This window comes from Ectopseudomonas chengduensis, assembly GCF_900102635.1.
Lineage (GTDB): Bacteria > Pseudomonadota > Gammaproteobacteria > Pseudomonadales > Pseudomonadaceae > Aquipseudomonas > Aquipseudomonas chengduensis.
The window spans coordinates 241979-262269 of sequence record NZ_FMZQ01000004.1; the positions used below are offsets into that span (position 1 = coordinate 241979).

Here is a 20291-nt window from a genome sequence, read left to right on the forward strand (position 1 = left end):
AATGAGCAACGCCAGCCTCCCCGATCTCAAGGCCTTCATTCAGGTCGCTCAGCAGCGCAGCTTCCAGAAGGCCGCCGATTCCCTCGGGGTATCGCGCTCCTCTCTCAGTCATGCAATCAAGGGGCTCGAACAGCGCCTGGGGGTTCGCCTGCTGCACCGCACCACCCGCAGCGTGGCCGTGACGGAGGCCGGGGAACAGTTGCTGCAGCGCCTGACGCCTCTGCTTCAGGAGCTGGACGACGCACTGGATGCGGTCAGCCATGGGCCCGAGGAACTCGCCGGGACCCTGCGCATCAATGCCAGCAAGGGCGGCGCGCGCTGGTTGCTCGAGCAGGTGATACCGATTTTCCTGCAACGCCATCCCCACGTGGAGCTCGACCTGGTCAGCGAGGGCAGGCTGGTGGATATCGTCGCCGAGGGTTTCGACGCCGGCGTGCGCCTGGCCGAGTCGGTCCCCAAGGACATGGTGGCGGTACCCTTCGGCGGTGACGTACGCTTCGTCACCGTCGCCTCACCGGCGTATATCGCCACCTTCGGGCGTCCTGACACACCTGACGAGCTACGATGCCATCGCTGCATCCGCCAACGCATGCCCAGCGGCAAGCGTTATCGCTGGGAGTTCGAACGGGGCACGCAGCACCTGGCGCTCGATGTACCGGGCACATTGAGCCTGGATGACAACGACTTGCTGGTCGAGGCTGCCTGTCGCGGGCTGGGTATCGCCTACGTTCCACAGGCTTTTGCTCGCAAGGCACTGGAGGCAGGCAAGCTGATCTTGCTGCTGGAGGACTGGACGCCGCCTTTCCCGGGCCTGTGTCTCTACTACTCCAGCTATCGCCACGTTCCGGCGCCGCTGCAGGCCTTCATTGCCATCCTCCGCGAACGGGCCTAGCAGGCTGTTGAAAAATCACCTCGGCCTTGGCCTCACGCGTCGCCCTAGCGCCTGCATGCAGGCAGTCGCCGCCTGCGTTCTTCAACTGCCTGCTACAGCAGCTGGCTCCCGACGACCGGGAGCCACGTTGCTCCGATGACGCGGTCTATGCTGAACAGGTACTACCCAGTCGCGATGCGCTCGAAGCGCAGCTCAGCACCGTTGTGAGCCCAGGCACAGGGGTAGCACCACGGTTGCACCATGATGACGCAGCGCCTCGGCAGACTGGATTGGGCGAATCCTTCGCTCTTGCCCGAATCGAAGCTGCGGAGTGTGGTTGATACTCTGCAACTCAAGGAGCACAGGGGCTACAGCGTCAACCTTGAGGGTGAAATGAACGTCCGTCGGGATGCCACCCAAATTGGTTGCACCTAGTTGCACCAGATGCCAAAGCAGGTTTAATCTCCCGCAGCTTTTTTGTTGCCCGCCATCCATGGCGGCAGCCCCTAGGGCCGTCGCAAGCGACGCCAGAAACTGCTCCAGGCAGCTTCACCCTGTACAACCGACAAAAATAGGACACCCCTATGGCCACCACCACGCTTGGCGTAAAACTCGACGATGCTACCCGCGAGCGCCTGAAAAAGGCCGCTGCGCAGATCGACCGTACGCCGCACTGGATGATCAAGCAGGCGATCTTCAATTATCTGGAGCAAGTCGAGAGTGGCCTGACGCCCGCCGAGCATGCCGGCCTGGCTGCTGCCGCCGGTGAAGAAGCGCTGGAGTCGCTGACCGAGCAGGGCCTGCAGGTGTTCCTCGATTTCGCCGAAAGCATCCTCCCGCAGTCGGTGCTGCGCGCCGCCATCACCAGCGCCTATCGCCGCCCGGAAACCGAAGTGGTGCCGATGCTGCTGGAGCAGGCGCGCCTGAACAAGGAACAGGCCGAGGCCTCGCAGAAGCTGGCCCTGGGTATTGCCGAAAAGCTGCGCAACCAGAAGAACGCCAGCGGCCGTCAGGGCCTGGTGCAGGGCCTGCTGCAGGAGTTCTCGCTGTCGTCGCAGGAAGGCGTGGCGCTGATGTGCCTGGCTGAAGCCCTGCTGCGCATTCCCGACAAGGCCACTCGCGATGCACTGATCCGCGACAAGATTGCCAACGGCAACTGGAGCCAGCACCTCGGCCAGAGCCCGTCGATGTTCGTCAACGCGGCGAGCTGGGGCCTGCTGATCACCGGCAAGCTGGTGTCGACCCACACCGAGGCCGGCATGACCTCGGCGCTCAACCGCCTGATCGGCAAGAGCGGCGAGCCGGTGATCCGCAAGGGTGTGGACATGGCCATGCGCCTGATGGGCGAACAGTTCGTCACCGGCGAAACCATCGCCGAGGCCCTGGCCAACGCCGCCACCCTGGAAGCCAAGGGCTTCCGCTACTCCTACGACATGCTCGGTGAAGCCGCGCTGACCGAGGAAGACGCCAAGCGCTACCTGGCCTCCTACGAGCAGGCGATTCATGCCATCGGCAAGGCCTCGCACGGTCGCGGCATCTACGAAGGCCCGGGCATCTCGATCAAGCTCTCCGCCCTGCACCCGCGCTACAGCCGCGCCCAGTACGAGCGCGTGATGGACGAGCTGTACCCGACCCTGCTGGGCCTGACCCAGCTGGCCAAGCAGTACGACATCGGCCTCAACATCGACGCCGAGGAAGCCGACCGCCTGGAGCTGTCGCTGGATCTGCTCGAGCGCCTGTGCTTCGAGCCCTCCCTGGCCGGCTGGAACGGCATCGGTTTCGTCATCCAGGCCTACCAGAAGCGCTGCCCCTATGTGATCGACTACGTCATCGACCTGGCCAAGCGCAGCCGTCATCGCCTGATGATCCGTCTGGTCAAGGGCGCCTACTGGGACAGCGAGATCAAGCTGGCCCAGGTCAATGGTCTGGAAGGCTACCCGGTGTACACCCGCAAGCCGTACACCGACGTGTCCTACCTGGCCTGCGCACGCAAGCTGCTGGCCGCGCCGGAAGCCATCTACCCGCAGTTCGCCACCCACAACGCCCACTCGCTGTCGGCCATCTACCAGCTGGCCGGGCAGAACTACTACCCGGGCCAGTACGAGTTCCAGTGCCTGCATGGCATGGGCGAGCCGTTGTACGAGCAGGTGGTGGGCAAGATCGCCGACGGCAAGCTGAACCGCCCGTGCCGCATCTACGCACCGGTGGGCAGCCATGAAACCCTGCTGGCCTACCTGGTACGCCGTCTGCTGGAAAACGGCGCCAACACCAGCTTCGTCAACCGCATCGCCGACCACAGCATCTCGCTGAAAGACCTGGTCCTCGACCCGGTGCTGCAGGTCGAGCAGATGGCCGCGCAGGAAGGTGCCATCGGCCTGCCGCATCCGCGTATCGCCCTGCCGCGTGACCTGTACGGCAAGGAGCGGGTCAACTCCGCTGGCCTCGACCTGGCCAACGAACACCGCCTCGGCTCGCTGTCCTCGGCGCTGCTGTCGTCCACCAATCTCAGCTACGTCGCCGAACCGATGCTCGGCTGCGATGCACCTAACCCGGGCGAGCCGGAGCCAGTGCGCAACCCGGCCGATCACCGTGACCTGGTCGGCCACGTGCGCGAAGCCAGCGTCAAGGATGTCGACAGCGCCATCCTCTGCGCCCTGGCCAGCGGGCAGATCTGGCAGTCGACCCTGTCGGCCGAACGTGCCGCCGTGCTGGAACGCGCCGCCGACCTGATGGAAGCCGAACTGCAACAGCTGATGGGCCTGCTGGTGCGCGAGTCCGGCAAGACCTTCGCCAACGCCATCGCCGAGGTGCGTGAGGCGGTGGACTTCCTGCGTTACTACGCGATCCAGGCCCGCAGCTTCGGCAACGACAGCCACCGCCCGCTGGGCCCGGTGGTGTGCATCAGCCCGTGGAACTTTCCCCTGGCGATCTTCAGTGGCCAGGTGGCCGCCGCGCTCGCCGCCGGCAACACCGTGCTGGCCAAGCCGGCCGAACAGACGCCGCTGATCGCCGCCCAGGCCGTGCGTATTCTGCTCGAGGCCGGCGTACCGGCCGGCGCCGTGCAGTTGCTGCCGGGCCGTGGCGAAACCGTCGGTGCGCGCCTGGTCGGTGACGAGCGCGTGCGCGGGGTGATGTTCACCGGCTCTACCGAAGTGGCCGGCATCCTCCAGCGCAATATCGCCGGGCGCCTGGATGCCCAGGGCCGCACCATCCCGCTGATCGCCGAAACCGGCGGCCTCAACGCCATGATCGTCGACTCCTCGGCGCTGACCGAGCAGGTGGTGATGGACGTGGTCGCCTCCGCCTTCGACAGCGCCGGCCAGCGCTGCTCGGCCCTGCGCGTGCTGTGCGTGCAGGACGACGTCGCCGACCGCGTGCTGACCATGCTCAAGGGCGCCATGGCCGAGTACACACTCGGCAACCCCGAGCGCCTGAACACCGACATCGGCCCGGTGATCGACGCCGAAGCCAAGGCCGGCATCGACACGCACATCGCCAAGCTGCGCGAGAAAGGCCGCAAGGTCACCCAACTGGCGCGCGTCAACGCTGACGACATCAAGCGCGGCACCTTCGTCGTGCCGACCCTGATCGAGCTGGACAGCTTCGACGAGATGAAGCGCGAGATCTTCGGCCCGGTACTGCACGTGGTGCGCTACCAGCGCGCGGATCTGGGCAAGTTGCTGCAGCAGATCAACGACAGCGGCTACGGCCTGACCCTCGGCGTGCACACGCGCATCGACGAAACCATCGCCCAGGTGGTCGGCACCGCCAAGGTCGGCAACCTGTATGTGAACCGCAACATGGTCGGCGCCGTGGTCGGCGTGCAGCCGTTCGGTGGCGAAGGTCTGTCCGGTACCGGCCCGAAAGCCGGTGGCCCGCTGTACCTCTACCGTCTGCTGTCGACCCGCCCGCAGGAGGCCGTCGCCCAGTACCTGCAACAGGCCGAAGTGCAGGCCCTGCCGGTGCCGAGCGAGCTGGACAAGGTGCGCAGTGCCTTCGCCGACTGGGCAGGCAAGCAGGAGCCGGCCATCGCCGCACTGTTCGAGCAGTACCGCACGCTGTCGCAGAGCTACAGCAGCCACGTGCTGACCGGCCCGACCGGCGAGCGCAACAGCTACACCCTGCTGCCGCGTGAGCATGTGCTCAACCTGGCCGACGAGCGCAACGACCTGCTGGCCCAGCTGGCCGCCACCCTGGCCGTGGGCAGCCAGGCGATCTGGCTGGAGAGCCAGCGCGCGCTATACGCCGAACTGCCGAAAGAGGTGCAGAAGCACATCCAGCTGGTGGCCGACTGGAACAGCGTCGACGTGGAGCTGGACGCCATCCTGCACCACGGCGACTCCGACCAGCTGCGCGCGGTCAGCGAGCAGGCGGCCCAGCGCAAGGGCGCCATCGTCGGTGTACACGGCCTGAACAAGGGCGAGACCGACATCGCCCTGGAACGTCTGCTGGTGGAACACGCCCTGAGCGTCAACACCGCGGCGGCCGGCGGCAACGCCAGCCTGATGACCATCGGCTGATCGCAGCCGGTAATGGCGTGGAAAGCTGGCTGAAAGCTTTCCGCGTCATGCTGCACCCACACGGTGCAACTGCCAGCAGGGGCTACCCGCCCGGCGCCGTGTTCTCTCCTTCTGACCTTCGGGTCTGCGCCAGCCTATCCGGCCGGTGCGTCGAGCGGGGCCAACCGCCCCGCCCATTTCATCCCCCCGCCTTCATCCCATCTCAACTCGCCATCATTGCGTAACAGAAAGTACGGACTATCGTGATTGGACTGGCGCCTCAGCGTACCAGCCAGAGCAGCAGTCCTGACTCGTTCAGGTGCTCGACAACGCTTGCAACAAGGATGTGCGTTGACGAATCCTGACTTTTGATTCAAGTCAGGATGCTGTGCTCGCCAAACGCGCTCAATACCTATGTCCCCCTGTGACACGGAGGTAATTGAGATGTCTGATTCAACGCAAAAACTCCGCCTAGGTGCGCTGATCGCGCTGGTCGTCGGCTCCATGGTCGGCGGCGGTATCTTTTCGCTGCCGCAGAACATCGCCGCCAGCGCCAGCGCCGGTGCCACCCTGATCGGCTGGCTGATCACCGGCGTGGGCATGCTGACCCTGGCCTTCGTGTTCCAGACCCTGGCCAACCGCAAGCCCGAACTCGACGGCGGCGTCTACGCCTACGCCAAGGCCGGTTTCGGCGACTACATGGGCTTCTCCTCGGCCTGGGGCTACTGGATCAGCGCCTGGATCGGCAACGTCAGCTACATGGTGCTGCTGTTTTCCACTCTGGGTTACTTCTTCCCGGTCTTCGGCGAAGGCAACACCCTGCCGGCGGTGATCGGCGCCTCGGTGCTGCTCTGGCTGCTGCACTTTCTGGTGCTACGCGGGATCAAGGAAGCGGCCTTTATCAACACCGTGACCACCATCGCCAAGATGCTGCCGCTGGCGCTGTTCATCGTCATCGCCGCCATCGCCTTCAAGATGGACGTGTTCACCGCGGACTTCTGGGGCCGTGGCAACAGCGAGCTGGGCAGCGTGATGGATCAGGTGCGCAACATGATGCTGGTCACCGTCTGGGTGTTCATCGGCATCGAAGGCGCGAGCATCTTCTCCGCCCGTGCCGAGAAGCGCAGCGACGTCGGCAAGGCCACGGTGATCGGTTTCGTCGGCGTGCTTCTGCTGCTGGTGCTGGTCAACATCCTGTCTCAGGGCATCATGGCCCAGGCCGAACTGGCCGGGCTGAAGAACCCGTCCATGGCCGGCGTGCTGGAGCAGGTGGTCGGTCCCTGGGGCGCGCAGCTGATCGCCATCGGCCTGATCGTCTCGCTGGCCGGCGCGCTGCTGTCGTGGACGCTGCTGTGCGCCGAGATTCTCTTCGCCAGCGCCCGCGACCACACCATGCCCGAGTTCCTGCGCAAGGAGAACGCCAATCACGTTCCGGCCAATGCGCTGTGGCTGTCCAACGGACTGATCCAGCTGTTTCTGATCATCACCCTGTTCAACGCCTCCACCTACCTCAGTCTGCTGTACCTGGCCACCTCGATGATCCTGGTGCCCTACTTCTGGTCCAGCGCCTACGCAGTACTGCTGGCGGTGCGCGGCGAGACCTACGAGAACGCCGCCGGCGAGCGCAACAAGGACCTGCTGATCGCAGGCATCTCCACCCTGTACGCGGTGTGGCTGGTATACGCCGCCGGCGTGCAGTACCTGCTGCTGTCCGCGCTGCTCTATGCCCCTGGCGCGCTCCTTTTCGCCAAGGCCAAGCGCGAACTGGGACAGCCCATTTTCACCGGCGTCGAGAAGATCATTTTCGTCGCCGTGCTGATCGGTGCCGCCATCGCCGCCTACGGGCTGTATGACGGCTTCCTGAGTCTGTAAGAGAAGGAGTTCGATATGTCCAAGAAGCCCCTCGGCGTTCATTCCGAAGCCGGCAAACTGCACAAGGTGATGGTCTGTTCGCCAGGCCTCGCCCACCTGCGCCTGACCCCCGGTAACTGCGACGAACTGTTGTTCGACGATGTGATCTGGGTATCCCAGGCCAAGCGCGACCACTTCGATTTCATGACCAAGATGCGCGAACGTGGCATCGAAGTGGTGGAGATGCACAACCTGCTGGAAGAGACCGTCAGCGACCCCAACGCGCTGAAGTGGATACTCGACCGCAAGATCACCCCCAACAGTGTCGGCCTCGGCCTGCAGAATGAAGTGCGCGCCTTCATCGAAGGGCTGGAGCCACGCAAGATCGCCGAATTCCTGATCGGCGGCGTATCCGGCGCAGACCTGGCCAAGCACACGGATTCCGAGGCAGCGAAGATGTTCAACGCCTACCTCGGCGAAGCCAGCTTCATCTTCCCGCCGCTGCCCAACACCCAGTTCACCCGTGACACCACCTGCTGGATCTACGGCGGCGTCACCTTGAACCCCATGTACTGGCCAGCACGCCGTCAGGAAACCCTGCTCGCCAGCGCCATCTACACCTTCCATCCGGACTTCGCCAATGAGCCCTTCGAGATCTGGTACGGCGATCCGGACCAGGACCACGGCTCGGCCACCCTGGAAGGCGGCGACGTGATGCCCATCGGCAACGGCACCGTGCTGATCGGCATGGGCGAACGCAGCTCGCACCAGGCCATCGGCCAGGTGGCGCGCGCACTGTTCGCCAAGGGCGCGGCCGAGCGGGTAGTGGTCGCTGGCCTCGGCCGCTCCCGTGCGGCCATGCACCTGGACACCGTGTTCAGTTTCTGCGACCGCGACCTGGTGACCATTTTCCCGGAAGTGGCTAACAGCATCGTGCCCTTCACCCTGCGCCCGGACGAGAGCCGCCCGGGTGGCATCGACGTACGCCGCGAGGACAAACCCTTCGTCGACGTGGTCGCCGAATCCCTCAATCTGAAGAAGCTGCGCGTGGTGGAAACCGGCGGCGACGCATACGAGGCCGAACGCGAGCAGTGGGACGACGGCAACAACGTGGTCTGTCTGGAGCCCGGCGTGGTGATCGGCTACGACCGCAACACTTACACCAACACGCTGTTGCGCAAGGCCGGCGTCGAGGTCATCACCATCAGCGCCAGCGAACTGGGGCGCGGACGTGGCGGCGGCCACTGCATGACCTGCCCGATCATCCGCGACCCTATCGACTACTGATCCAGCCAGCCCCGGCGGCCATCCGCTGCCGGGGTGTTTCCACTGCCCACGAGGAGAACGAATCATGGCTTTCAACATGCACAACCGTAACCTGCTCAGCCTGATGCACCACAGCACCCGCGAGTTGCGTTACCTGCTCGACCTGTCACGCGACCTCAAGCGCGCCAAGTACACCGGCACCGAGCAGCAGCACCTGACTCGCAAGAACATCGCGCTGATCTTCGAGAAAACCTCCACCCGCACCCGCTGCGCCTTCGAGGTGGCGGCCTACGACCAGGGCGCCAACGTTACCTACATCGACCCCAACTCCTCGCAGATCGGCCACAAGGAGTCGATGAAGGACACCGCCCGCGTGCTCGGGCGCATGTACGACGCCATCGAGTACCGCGGCTTCAAGCAGGAAATCGTCGAAGAACTGGCCCAGTACGCCGGGGTGCCGGTGTTCAACGGCCTGACCGACGAGTACCACCCGACGCAGATGCTCGCCGACGTGCTGACCATGCGCGAGCACAGCGACAAGCCGCTGCACGACATTGCCTACGCCTACCTGGGTGACGCGCGCAACAACATGGGCAACTCATTGCTGCTGATCGGCGCCAAGCTCGGCATGGATGTGCGCATCGCCGCGCCCAAGGCGCTGTGGCCCAGCGAGGAACACGTCGCCGCCTGCAAGAAGTTCGCGGAAGAAAGTGGCGCACGCATCCTGCTCACCGAAGACCCGAAGGAGGCGGTCAAGGGCGTCGACTTCGTCCATACCGACGTCTGGGTGTCCATGGGCGAGCCGGTGGAAGCCTGGGGCGAACGCATCCAGGAACTACTGCCCTATCAGGTCAATGCCGAGATCATGAAGGCCTCCGGCAACCCGCGGGTGAAGTTCATGCACTGCCTGCCGGCCTTCCACAACAGCGAGACCAAGGTCGGCAAGCAGATCGCCGAGCAGTATCCGCACCTGAAGAACGGCATCGAGGTCACCGAAGAGGTGTTCGAGTCGCCTTGGAACATCGCCTTCGAGCAAGCGGAAAACCGCATGCACACCATAAAGGCGATTCTGGTGGCGACCCTGGCTGATATTTAGGTTGACGTAGCCCGGATGCAATCCGGGGATGAGCTTGTCTCCCCTCTCCCATTTATGGGAGAGGGGCCGGGGGAGAGGGTCTGACCGGCAACGCAGTCATGTAGCCCGGATGAAATCCGGGAATGGCCTGTTCCACTGCCCCGGATTGCATCCGGACTACGAACACGAACAAGGAGAACACCATGCGACTCGTCATCGCCCTGGGCGGTAACGCCCTGCTTCGCCGCGGTGAAGCCATGACCGCGGAAAATCAACGAGAGAACGTACGTATCGCCTGCCAGCAGATCGCCAAGGTGGCACCCGGTAACGAGCTGGTCATCGCTCACGGTAACGGCCCGCAAGTCGGCCTGCTGGCCTTGCAGGGCAATGCCTATGACGCGGCCAATCCCTACCCGCTGGACGTGCTCGGCGCCGAGACCGAAGGCATGATCGGTTACATGATCGAACAGGAGCTGGGTAACCTGCTGCCGTTCGAAGTGCCCTTCGCCACCCTACTCACCCAGGTGGAAGTGGACACCGCCGACCCTGCTTTCAAGAAACCGAGCAAACCCATCGGCCCGGTCTACAGCAAAGAGGAAGCCGAGCGTCTGGCCGCCGAAAAAGGCTGGAGTATCGCCCCGGACGGCGACAAGTTCCGCCGCGTGGTGGCCAGCCCGCGCCCGCAGCGCATCTTCGAAATTCGCCCGATCAAGTGGCTGCTGGAAAAGGGCAGCGTGGTGATCTGCGCCGGTGGCGGTGGCATCCCGACCATGTACGACGGCAACCAACTGCGCGGCGTCGAAGCGGTGATCGACAAGGACCTGTGCTCGGCGCTGCTGGCCGAACAGCTCAATGCCGACCTGCTGGTGATCGCCACCGATGTCGACGCTGCCTATGTCGACTGGGGCAAACCCACGCAGAAATCCATCGCCGAAGCTCATCCCGACGCCATCGAAGCGCTCGGCTTCGCCGCCGGCTCCATGGGTCCGAAAGTACAGGCCGCCTGCGAGTTCGCGCGCAATACCGGCAGCAGCGCGGTGATCGGTTCGTTGGAAAATATCGAAGCCATCGTCCAGGGTCGTTCAGGCACGCGCATCAGCCTGGACTGCAAGGGCATCGTCTATCGCTGAGAGGGCACAATCATGTTCACCCCCGGTCACCTGCACCGCGACAATAACGACCGCCCCGAGCACATGCGCCTGCTGCCGCCCTTCTCGGTGGACTTCTACTACGAAGTCCGCAAGGACCCGCAGCAGGGGCCGATGCTGCACATGCGCCTGGTCGGCGAGGTGGACGGCAAGCATTTCGAGGAAGAATTCGAACTGCATCGCGACGTCGCCTTCAACTTTGCCAGCGTCGCCACCCGCGTGGCCGCCCGCCATGGCCTGCACCCCAACGCCAGCCCGGTGATGCGCGGCCATGACGAATACGACAAGGTGTTCGCCGACATCCGCAGCAAACTCAACGCCCAACCGGGCGAACCGGTAAATCTCGACCACATCCTATGACGTAGCCCTGATTGCATCCGGGCTACGCGCTGAAACAGCCATTTATCGTCACTCCCGCGAAGGCGGGAGCCCAGATGATTCCTAGGTTCTGGATGCCCGCCTGCGCGGGCATGACGGCTTTTTCAGATGTGATCGTTCAATCGACGCAACACCCGATAAGCACGGCCTGGACTACCCGCGACACCCAGCCCGTTCTCAGGCCTGCATCGTCCAGCCATGCACACCCATCGCTGCTTGGCGCCCTGCCTCGGAGCGAGTCGGGTGCGGATGGCAGGTGAGCGCGATGTCCTCGGCCGAGGCTGAGAACTCCATGGCCACGCAATACTCGCCAATCAGCTCACCTACGCTCGGGCCGATCATGTGCACGCCGAGAATCTGGTCGGTATTGGCGTCGGCGAGAATCTTCACGAAACCTTCGGTCTCGTGGTTGATCTTCGCCCGGCTGTTGGCCGTGAAGGGGAACTTGCCGACCTTGTAGGCGCGGCCTTCGGCCTTCAGCTCCTCCTCGCCCTTGCCGACGCTGGCCACTTCCGGGCGGGTGTAGATCACGCCGGGGATCACCCCGTAGTTGACCTCGGCGGCGTGCCCGGCGATGCGTTCGATGCAGGCCACCGCCTCGTCCTCAGCCTTGTGCGCCAGCATCGGCCCGGAAGTGACGTCGCCGATCACCCACACACCGGGCACTCCGCTCTGGTGCTTTTCGTTACCGAGCATGCCGCGTTTGTCTGTGCTCAGGCCGACGCTCTCCAACCCGAGCCCTTTGGTATAAGGACGTCGACCGATGGCCACCAGCACGTAATCGGCCTCCAGGGTCTCGCTCGCACCGCCTACTGCCGGCTCCAGCGTCAGGGTCACGCCGGACTTGCCCGTCTTGGCACCGGTGACCTTGGTGCCGAGCTTGAAACTCATGCCTTGCTTGCTCAGGGTGCGCTGCAGGGTCTTGGCCGTCTCGCCGTCAAGACCGGGGCAGATGCGCTCAAGGTATTCCACCACCGTGACCTGGCTGCCCAGGCGGCGCCACACCGAGCCCAGCTCCAGACCGATCACCCCGGCGCCGATCACCACCAGGTGCTTCGGCACCTCGGGCAACGCCAGCGCGCCAGTGGAGTCGAGGATGCGCGCGTTGTCGATCTCCACACCCGGCAAAGGTGCTGGCTCCGAGCCGGTGGCGATGACGATGTTCCTGGTTTCCAGCAAACGCTCGCCGCCCTCGCTCAGCTTGACCTGCACTCGCCCTGGACCATCGATCCGCCCCCAGCCCTTGACCCACTCCACCTTGTTCTTGCGAAACAGAAACTCCACGCCCCTGGTCAGCGCTTCGACGCTATCGGCCTTCTGCTTCATCATCTGCGCCAGGTTGAGCGTCGGCGTGACCTCCACCCCCAGGGCACTCAACTCACCACCGGCCGCGGCCTCGTAGAGTTCGGATGCATGCAGCAAGGCCTTGGACGGCATGCAGCCGACGTTCAGGCAGGTGCCACCGAGCGTTTCTCGCCCTTCCACGCAGGCCACCTTCAGACCCAGTTGCCCGGCGCGAATGGCCGCGTTGTAGCCACCGGGTCCGGCGCCGATGATGACCACGTCATAGCTGCTCATAACTTTGTCCTCGAATCAGGGAAGTTTGCCGGCCACCACAGCCGTGACGGCCGGGCGCACGCGCAAGAGGTGGAAGAACAGAAACGCCAACACGGCGAATAGCGCATTCAAGGCAACCATAGGCCAGGCCGAGCCATCCTGCAGGGCGCCGAGCAGCAGGCCGGCCAGGGTGGCGCCCGCCATCTGCGAGAAGCCCATCAGCCCCGCAGCCAATCCGGCACGCTGCGGATTGGGAATCACCGCGCCAGCCACGGCGGCCGGCAGCAGCATGCCACCGCCCAGCGTCACCAATACCTGCGGCAGCGACAGCCCCAGCAGCGACAGGCCAAACAGCAGGTAGGTCGCCAGGGTCAGCAACGACCCGAGCAGCACCAGCGCGACGCCGATGCCCACCACCTTCTGCGGCCCCAGGCGTTGCACGTTGCGCAGGGTGAACAGGGCACCGCCGAGCAGACCGGAAACGATCAGGGCGAAGGTCAACCCGTACTGCGCCGCGCTCAGCCCCAGCAGGCCGATATACACCGACGAGGAACCGGCCACCACGACGAACATCGAGCCGTAGGTACAGGCAATGGTCAGCGCCAGCGCGCGGCAACTGGGCCACACCTGCAGGTAGCTGGCCAGCAGGCCCTTGAGTCGACCAGCCTGCGGATCGCGCTGCAGATGGCTTTCGCGGTAGCCGGTAAGCACCGACAACAAGGCCAGGCTGCCAAGTACCAGGGTCGCCAACAGCGGCGCACGCCAGCCGCCGAACTGGGTCAGCAGGCCGCCAACCACCGGCGACAGGACGATGGCCGCGAACATGCCCAGCACCGTCAGCGCCAGGGCCGGCCCGGCCTGTTCCTGCCACACGTCACGGACGATGGCACGCGCCAGCACCAGCGCCGCACAGGCGCCCAGCCCCTGCAGCACGCGCATGCCGATCAGCACGTCGATGTTCGGCGCCAGCAGCATGCCCAGGGTCGCCAGCAGATAGAGGCTCAACCCGGCAAGCAGCACCGGACGGCGCCCGAGCCGATCCGACAGCGGTCCGAGCAGCAATTGGCCAAGGCCAAAGGCGCCGACGAACAGCGACAGCGCCAACAGACTGCTACCAGGCTCGGCCTCCAGCCCGCGCTCCAGCTCACCGAGGGCGGGAATCAGCAACTGCGTGGAGGTCTCCCCCAACGCGGTGAGCAGCATCAGGATGATCAACAAAACACGGGAAGGCTGCATGGCGAAACTCCGATCGACAGCGACTGGCGGCTATTTATATTTCGACCATAATATGAAACATTGAATGTCGTCCATCATATTTATCTGGAGCCTGCATGACCGCCTTATCCCGAGACGCCCGCCTCGCCACCTGGATTGCCGAGGAACAGGCCATTCGCAATCAACTCGCAGCCCCGGGCACCCTCAGCCTGGCGGAGGTGGCCGCCATGACGCCGATGGATTTCTTCGACGGCATCGGCCGCGGCGACCTGCCCTCCCCGCCGATCAACGCGGTGCTCGACTTCACCCCGGTGCAATGGGCCAGCGGCCTGTTCGTCTTCCAGGGCACGCCCGATCAGCGCCACTACAACCCGCTGGGCAGCGTGCATGGCGGCTACATCGCCACACTCCTCGACTCCTGCATGGGTTGCGCCGTGCATACCCTGCTCAAAACGGGCCAGGGCTACACCACCGCGGACCTGCGGGTGAGCTACATCCGCGCGCTGCGCAGTGAAGCCGGTCCGGTACGCGCCGAAGGCCGCATCATCCATGTCGGCCGCTCCACCGCGCTGGCCGAAGGTCGACTGTACGACGTCGACGAGCGCCTCTACGCCGTCGCCTCCACCACCTGTCTGATTCTCGACATGAACGCGCCGCGCCAGAACGGCGATGCAGGTGTAAGATGACAGCCAGCATCTGATAGACGAGAAAGCCCATGCGCTATTCGGAAGACCACAAGGCCAAGACCCACCAACGCATCATCGAGGAGGCGGCCCTGCGCTTTCGCCGCGATGGCGTCGGCGCCACCGGCCTGCAGCCGCTGATGAAGGCACTGGGCCTGACCCACGGCGGTTTCTATGCCCACTTCAAGTCCAAGGACGATCTGGTGGAAAACGCCCTGCGCCATGCGGTGGAGGAACTTTCCCGCAGCACCGAGGCGCTGGCCAAGGATGCCGAGGCACCGCTGCCGCGCTTTATCGCCAGCTACCTGTCCAGCGCGCATCGCGCCAACCCCGGCAGTGGCTGCCCGCTGCCGACCATGTCCGCCGAGCTGGGTCAACGTGGCGAGGCCAGCGAAACCACCGACGCCCTGGTGCGTGACCGTCTGGCCATGATCGAGGACAACCTCGGCGGAGATGATGCCGCCGAGCAGAGCGTATTGCTGCTCTCGAGCATGGTCGGCGCCCTGCTGCTGTCGCGCAGCGTCAAGGACCCGGAGCTGTCCGACCGCCTGCTGAAAACGACCCGTCGCCTGCTGATCGAGCAGACGCAGGACGCGTAATGACAAGGCTATGCCTGAGTTAACTGTGCACCCGTAGGAGCGGATTTATCCGCGAAATTCACGGTTGAAGCCGCTCCTACAACGTCACTCACGTGCACATAGCCAATAACTAGACTGCTTCGGACTCACTTGTAGCGCGCCGCCGCCTGGCTGTGCGACAGGTTCGGCCCCAGCGCGGCGCGGGCGGCGACGAAGGCATCCCAGTCGGCTGCATCCGGCAGCGAGGGTATGGTCACCAGTTCGCCCTGATCGAAACCGGCCAGCGCCGCATCGACCATCTCGCCCACTTCCATGATCATCGACGGCGGCAGCGCCGAGGCGTCGGTGCCGCTGCGCTCCCAGATCTCGGTGCGGGTCACGCCCGGCAGCACCGCCTGCAACTGCACGCCCGAACCCCGCAACTCACCGGCCAGGGTCTGGGTCAGGCTCAGCACGTAGGCCTTGGTCGCGCTGTACACGGCGTTGAACATCTCCGGCGCCAGCGCCACCACCGAGCCGAGGTTGATGATGCCGCCACGCCCCGCCGCAGAGAAATTGGCTGCAGCCGCAGCCGCCAGGTGGGTCAGTGCCACCACGTTGAGCTGGATCATCGCCTCGGCCTGCTCCAGATCGGCGTCGGCCAGCTTGCCGTTCATCGCCACACCCGCGTTGTTTACCAGCAGGCCGATACCGGCATCCTCACGCAGGCGTTGCGCCACCTTGAGGATATCGGCCTTCTGCGTCAGGTCGGCCGGCAGCACCTCGACGGCGACGCCATATTCGCCGCCCAGGCGCTCTGCCAGGGCCTGCAGGCGCTGGGCATCACGCGCCACCAGCAGGAGGTCGTGACCACGCCGAGCCAGACGCTCGGCGTAGGTGGCGCCGATGCCGGACGAGGCGCCGGTAATCAGGGCGGTAGCAGGCTTGCTTGCAGTGCTCATGGAAGTCTCCGGAATGAGGGATGAAGGTAGGTGAGCGATTTAGATTATGACCATAATCCTAGCCACTTATATGACTACCTTCATATAGCTTCGTCAAGCACTTTGCGCAGCGACCGTCTGGCGGGAAAGACTCGTACGGGAGTAGCAAAGAAGCCGCGCGCAGAACTTCTCGCGGCTTGACAGCGGCGCTGCCTGAGCAGGTGCAGGCAGCGCGACTCTCAGTTGGGGCGCATATCCACGCGCAGACGCAGATAGGAGGTCAGGCGCTTGCCGTTGATAAGCCCCTGATAGCCGTGACTGTCAAAGGTGGTGCTCTTGATCAGGTCGACGCGGAAACGCGGATTGCTTTCGTAGGTGCGGCCCAGGGTGCTGGTGGAGCGGCTGTCGAACAGGTCGGTACTGACCTTGACGAACTCGCGCGGGTTGCGTCGGCCGTTGGCACCACTGTTGTTCGGGCTGCTGAAGATGTCGCCGGTGGCGGTCATCGCCGAGCTGTAGTACTCGCGCCCACGCAGGCTGGTCTTGCCGCTGGCGATCACGAACTGCTGATTGGCCGGGCGGTAACGGTCGCCGGCGGTCAGGTAGCTAGCCAGCACGTCGTAGAGGGCATAGCTGCTACCAGTGCCGCGCTGCTTGTTGCGCAGGTCGAAGATGAACACGCCGTTGCTGCCGAGCACTTCCATCTCCACCTGGCCGAGGCTGGGGTTGTGCTGCACCAGCAGCGCGGTGTCCTCGTCGACGCCGTAGGCGAACGGCACGTTGGTGTAGTCGGCCAGGCGCACGATGCGCCCCTGACGGCCGCGCTCGCTGAAATGGGTGTCGAGCAGGCCGTGGCTGAAGAAGCCGAAACCGCCCTGCATGTCGTAGGACAGGTCATCACCGCCCGAGGTGGTGTAGACGCCGTAGCGCAGAGCGGGATAGCTCTCGCCGCCGGTGATCATCGGTCCGCCGACCATGATCGCGGTTCCCGCGCTGCTGCCGGCGAGCACGGCGCCGGCATCGTGCCGGGCGCGAATCGCGGCCAGTGCCGGCGTGTCGGCGCGCGTTGCGGTCTGCAGCGTCTGGGTCAGGCGCGCCTGGTCGCCGCCGCCGAAGAAGAAGCCGGTCATGCCGTTGATCTGCGCGATCACCTGCGGGTTGCTGTTGTTGCCGATGCTGTCCAGGTCGATGGGAATCCACTGGGCATCCTGGGCGCCGTAGGTCTTCAGCAGCTGCGCGTAGAATTCGCCATTGGACTTGGAGTTGCGCGCGTTGGCCGTGCCGGCGTCGGGGTCCTGGCTCGGTGGAATCGAGGCGGCGGTGATCACGCCGATGCGCGCCTGACTGCCGCCGGCCAGCTGCACCAGACGTTGGTAGATCACCGCGTTGTCGTCCTTGAGCCCGCCGCCCACCAGCAGCAGCGGGCCGGCCGCCAGGGCCGGCAGCGGTAACAGAAGAGCCAGCATGAGGGTGTAACGAATAACCGATCCGATCATTTCGATTTCTCCGCAGGTGCCGCAGGGGCACGGTTGGTGACGCTGGTTGGGGAACGGCGATTGGGAGCCAGAGCGCAGTCGGCGGGCCGGCCTCAGTAAACGGAAAACTGTTTGAAGTAGCGTTTCTCGATGCGCTTGTGGGTGCCGTCGGCAAGGATCGCGGCCAGCGCCCGATCGAGCTGTTGGCGCAGCTCGTCGTCACCCTTGCGCACGGCGATGCCCTGCCCCTGGCCGAAGAACTGCGGCGCCACCACGGGGCCGCCGACCTGCTCGAAGTCGCGGCCCAGTTCGGTCAGGAGGAAGCCGAAGTAACCGGAAACGGCGTCGTCGAGCACCAGATCCAGCTCGCCGCCTGCGAGCGCCCGGTAGGCCTGGGCGGCGCTGGGATAGCGCAGCAGCTGCACATGCTCGGCGAAGCGGGCCTCGAGAAAGCGCTCGTAGGTGGTGCCCTGTTGCACGCCGACGCGCTTGCCGGCGATGCGCCGCGGGGTGATCAGCATCTGATTGATATGGCCCTTGCGGGCAAAGAAGAAGGCCGGGGTCTGCGCATAGCGAGCGGTGAAGTCCACCCGTTCGGCGCGCGCCGCGGTGATCGACATGGACGCCAGGATCAGGTCCGCGCGTCCCGCGTCGAGTGCCGGGATCAGGTCATCCCAGGCGAAGCGCTGCAGTTCGCATTCGCGCTGCATGCGCTGACACAGGGCCCTGGCGATGTCGACGTTGAAGCCGACCAGATTGCCCTGCGCATCGAGTTCTTCGAAAGGCGGGAACTGCCCCTCCATGGCGACCCGCAACGGTCCTGCCGTGCCCGATTGGGCGAGCAGCACAGCGAACAGACACAACAGCATGCGTAGCATTTCGACTCCTTGCCCGCGCGGGGCCAGGGGGTCAGGTCTCCTGGCGGAAAAGCAGGCGCCGCTGGCGACGCCTTAAGGCCAAAGGAGCGTGGGAGCTGACCTTGAAGAAAAAGCTCCGGACGGCCCGTGATCTGTCGCCGCCCGGAGAATGCCGTTACAGGATGCTCAGCGGGTACTCGATGATCAGGCGCACCTCGTCGAGGTCGTCGTCGAATGCCGTGGAGCGGTGAGTGGCGTGACGCAGACGCAGCGACAGGTCCTTGGCCGCGCCTTCCTGGAACACGTAGCGCGCTTCCAGATCGCGTTCCCAATGCTTCTCGTCGTCACCGGCCCAGCCGGCGAAGGCGCCATTCGGATCGGCCTTGGTGCCGTCGATGTCGTCGCCCTTGATGTAGCGCGCCATGAAGGTCAGGCCGGGAACGCCGTAGTGCTTCATGTTCAGGTCGTAGCGGATCTGCACCGAGCGCTCGTTGGGGGCGTTGAAGTCGGAGTACTGCACCGAGTTGGCCAGCCAGATGGAGTCGCCGCCGATGTAGTCGAAGAACTCGTCGCCACGCACCTTCTGATAGGCCAGGCTGAGCTTGTGCGCGCCGAAGCTGTAGGCGCCCTTGAGCGACCAGGTCAGGGTGTCCAGCTCGCCGGCACGCGCCTCGCCTTCGTCGCGGGTCTTGTACGCCACCAGGTCGAAGTTCAGCGCCTGGCTATCGGCCAGCGGGATGTTGTAGTTCAGGTTGGCGAAGTACTGACGCCAGACATCCTTGGCCTCGCTGGCATAGAACATCAGGCTCAGGTCGTCATTGACCGCGTAGCTGAGGCCTGCGAAGTCGACGCTGCGCGCCTCCACCTCGGCGTACTCGCTGGTCAGGTCGTCATCGGAGTTGGTGGAGTTGCGGCGATTGATCGAGGTGAAGTGGCCGGCCTCGAAGGACAGTGCGTCGAACTCGCTGCTGGAAATCTGGAAGCCGGTCGCGGTCTCCGGCAGCAGGCGCGCATCGCCGGTGGCGAACACCGGTGCGGTCGGGCGCATCTCGCCGTACTTCAGCTCGGTGGAAGAGGCGCGCAGCTTCACCGCACCACCGATCTGGCCGTAGCTGTCCGGCACCTCGGCATCGGCGGTGCGGTTGTTGCTGATCGGCAGCAGGCCGTTGCCTACCCGGCCACGGCCGCTATCGAGCTTGACCCCGCCGTAGGCGAAGGCATCGGCGCCGACACCGACGGTCCCCTGGGTGAACCCCGAGCTGAAGTTCAGCTGCGCACCGTGTGCCCACTCCTCGCGATAGCCGTTGCGTTCGTTGACCGGCTTGGCACGGTTGATGCCCTGGCTGTTGCTGCCGCCATGACGGTAGTCGCGGTTCATGTAGAAATTGCGGTTGATCAGCTGCAGGCTGCTGTCCTCGATGAAACCCTTGGCTTCCTGCTGCTGACCGGCGGCGGCAGCCTGCGAGGCCACGGCACCGATGGCCAGGGCGAGACAGCTGAGTTTGAGAATCTTCATGCCTTACTCCGTTGGTTTTATTGGTATGGGGTGCCCGCAACGCGGGCGGTGTTCGCAGCCGCTCAGGTGAACAGCTCGGGAACCAGGTCAGCCGGGCATTCGCCGCGCTCGATCACGGCCTCCAGGCAAAGTGAGCGCTCTTCCAGCCAGCACACGAAGTAGCCCACGCCCCTGCGCCGCTTCAGGCGAAACGGCCAGCGCCGTTCCTGCAGCTCGCGGCTCAGTTCGAGGCGGCGCGGCAGGTGCAGCACCGAGAAGAAACCTGCCCGGGTGCGCACCCTTTCGTGCACTCGCACGCTGGAAGAGATGACGGTCTGTGCCATCTGGCTGTCGTCCTGCAGCAGCTTGTGCAGGGCGAAGACTTCCACTCGGTTCAATTGCATGGCTCGTTTCTCCGGCACA

General features: G+C 64.8%; 16 protein-coding genes. 9 read left to right on the forward strand and 7 right to left on the reverse strand.

Features of this window, described 5'->3' with window-relative positions:
- The first annotated feature begins 1 nt into the window (after window position 1).
- The 7 genes from BLS08_RS09420 (at window position 2) to BLS08_RS09450 (ending at window position 11070) form a co-directional block, all read left to right on the forward strand.
- A complete protein-coding gene (locus tag BLS08_RS09420; RefSeq protein WP_017678096.1) occupies window positions 2-892 on the forward strand; it encodes a LysR substrate-binding domain-containing protein in 891 nt (296 codons plus the stop codon).
- Between the two features lie 563 nt (window positions 893-1455).
- Entirely contained in the window at window positions 1456-5391 is a 3936-nt protein-coding gene (gene putA / locus BLS08_RS09425) for a trifunctional transcriptional regulator/proline dehydrogenase/L-glutamate gamma-semialdehyde dehydrogenase (protein ID WP_017678098.1), read from the forward strand.
- 423 nt (window positions 5392-5814) lie between these two features.
- Window positions 5815-7242 (forward strand): arginine-ornithine antiporter, encoded by a 1428-nt coding sequence (gene arcD, locus BLS08_RS09430; protein WP_017678099.1) that lies wholly within the window; start codon window positions 5815-5817, stop codon window positions 7240-7242.
- Between the two features lie 15 nt (window positions 7243-7257).
- A complete protein-coding gene (gene arcA / locus BLS08_RS09435) occupies window positions 7258-8508 on the forward strand; it encodes an arginine deiminase (RefSeq protein WP_017678100.1) in 1251 nt (416 codons plus the stop codon).
- A 64-nt stretch (window positions 8509-8572) separates the two neighbouring features.
- A complete protein-coding gene (locus BLS08_RS09440) occupies window positions 8573-9583 on the forward strand; it encodes an ornithine carbamoyltransferase (protein ID WP_017678101.1) in 1011 nt (336 codons plus the stop codon).
- Window positions 9584-9765: 182 nt separating this feature from the next.
- Entirely contained in the window at window positions 9766-10692 is a 927-nt protein-coding gene (gene arcC / locus BLS08_RS09445) for a carbamate kinase (protein WP_017678102.1), read from the forward strand.
- Between the two features lie 12 nt (window positions 10693-10704).
- Window positions 10705-11070, forward strand: coding sequence for a DUF5064 family protein (locus BLS08_RS09450; protein WP_017678103.1), 366 nt, complete (start codon window positions 10705-10707; stop codon window positions 11068-11070).
- Between the two features lie 195 nt (window positions 11071-11265).
- On the opposite strand, the gene lpdA is transcribed toward BLS08_RS09450, so the two are convergent.
- Together lpdA and BLS08_RS09460 are read right to left on the reverse strand one after the other, a co-directional pair.
- A complete protein-coding gene (lpdA, locus tag BLS08_RS09455; protein ID WP_090336404.1) occupies window positions 11266-12666 on the reverse strand; it encodes a dihydrolipoyl dehydrogenase in 1401 nt (466 codons plus the stop codon).
- Between the two features lie 15 nt (window positions 12667-12681).
- Window positions 12682-13881: an MFS transporter gene (locus tag BLS08_RS09460; protein WP_090336406.1), complete on the reverse strand. Its 1200-nt coding sequence runs from the start codon at window positions 13879-13881 to the stop codon at window positions 12682-12684.
- A gap of 95 nt (window positions 13882-13976) precedes the next feature.
- On the opposite strand from BLS08_RS09460, the gene BLS08_RS09465 reads away from it, so the two are divergent.
- Both BLS08_RS09465 and BLS08_RS09470 read left to right on the forward strand, forming a co-directional pair.
- Window positions 13977-14546 carry a PaaI family thioesterase gene (locus BLS08_RS09465; RefSeq protein WP_090336408.1) on the forward strand — a complete coding sequence of 190 codons (570 nt, stop codon included), beginning with the start codon at window positions 13977-13979 and terminating at the stop codon, window positions 14544-14546.
- Between the two features lie 29 nt (window positions 14547-14575).
- Window positions 14576-15142, forward strand: a complete 567-nt coding sequence (locus BLS08_RS09470; protein ID WP_017678107.1) for a TetR/AcrR family transcriptional regulator — start codon at window positions 14576-14578, stop codon at window positions 15140-15142.
- A gap of 125 nt (window positions 15143-15267) precedes the next feature.
- Here BLS08_RS09470 and BLS08_RS09475 read toward each other — a convergent pair whose 3' ends face one another.
- The 5 genes from BLS08_RS09475 to BLS08_RS09495 form a co-directional block, all read right to left on the reverse strand.
- Window positions 15268-16062, reverse strand: a complete 795-nt coding sequence (locus BLS08_RS09475; RefSeq protein ID WP_017678108.1) for an SDR family NAD(P)-dependent oxidoreductase — start codon at window positions 16060-16062, stop codon at window positions 15268-15270.
- Between the two features lie 218 nt (window positions 16063-16280).
- Window positions 16281-17537, reverse strand: coding sequence for a cyanophycinase (locus BLS08_RS09480; RefSeq protein ID WP_017678109.1), 1257 nt, complete (start codon window positions 17535-17537; stop codon window positions 16281-16283).
- 92 nt (window positions 17538-17629) lie between these two features.
- Window positions 17630-18394, reverse strand: a complete 765-nt coding sequence (locus BLS08_RS09485; RefSeq protein WP_017678110.1) for a transporter substrate-binding domain-containing protein — start codon at window positions 18392-18394, stop codon at window positions 17630-17632.
- A 154-nt stretch (window positions 18395-18548) separates the two neighbouring features.
- Window positions 18549-19889: an OprD family porin gene (locus BLS08_RS09490; RefSeq protein WP_021488198.1), complete on the reverse strand. Its 1341-nt coding sequence runs from the start codon at window positions 19887-19889 to the stop codon at window positions 18549-18551.
- A 62-nt stretch (window positions 19890-19951) separates the two neighbouring features.
- Window positions 19952-20272, reverse strand: coding sequence for a hypothetical protein (locus tag BLS08_RS09495; protein ID WP_017678112.1), 321 nt, complete (start codon window positions 20270-20272; stop codon window positions 19952-19954).
- Between the last annotated feature and the right edge of the window lie 19 nt (window positions 20273-20291).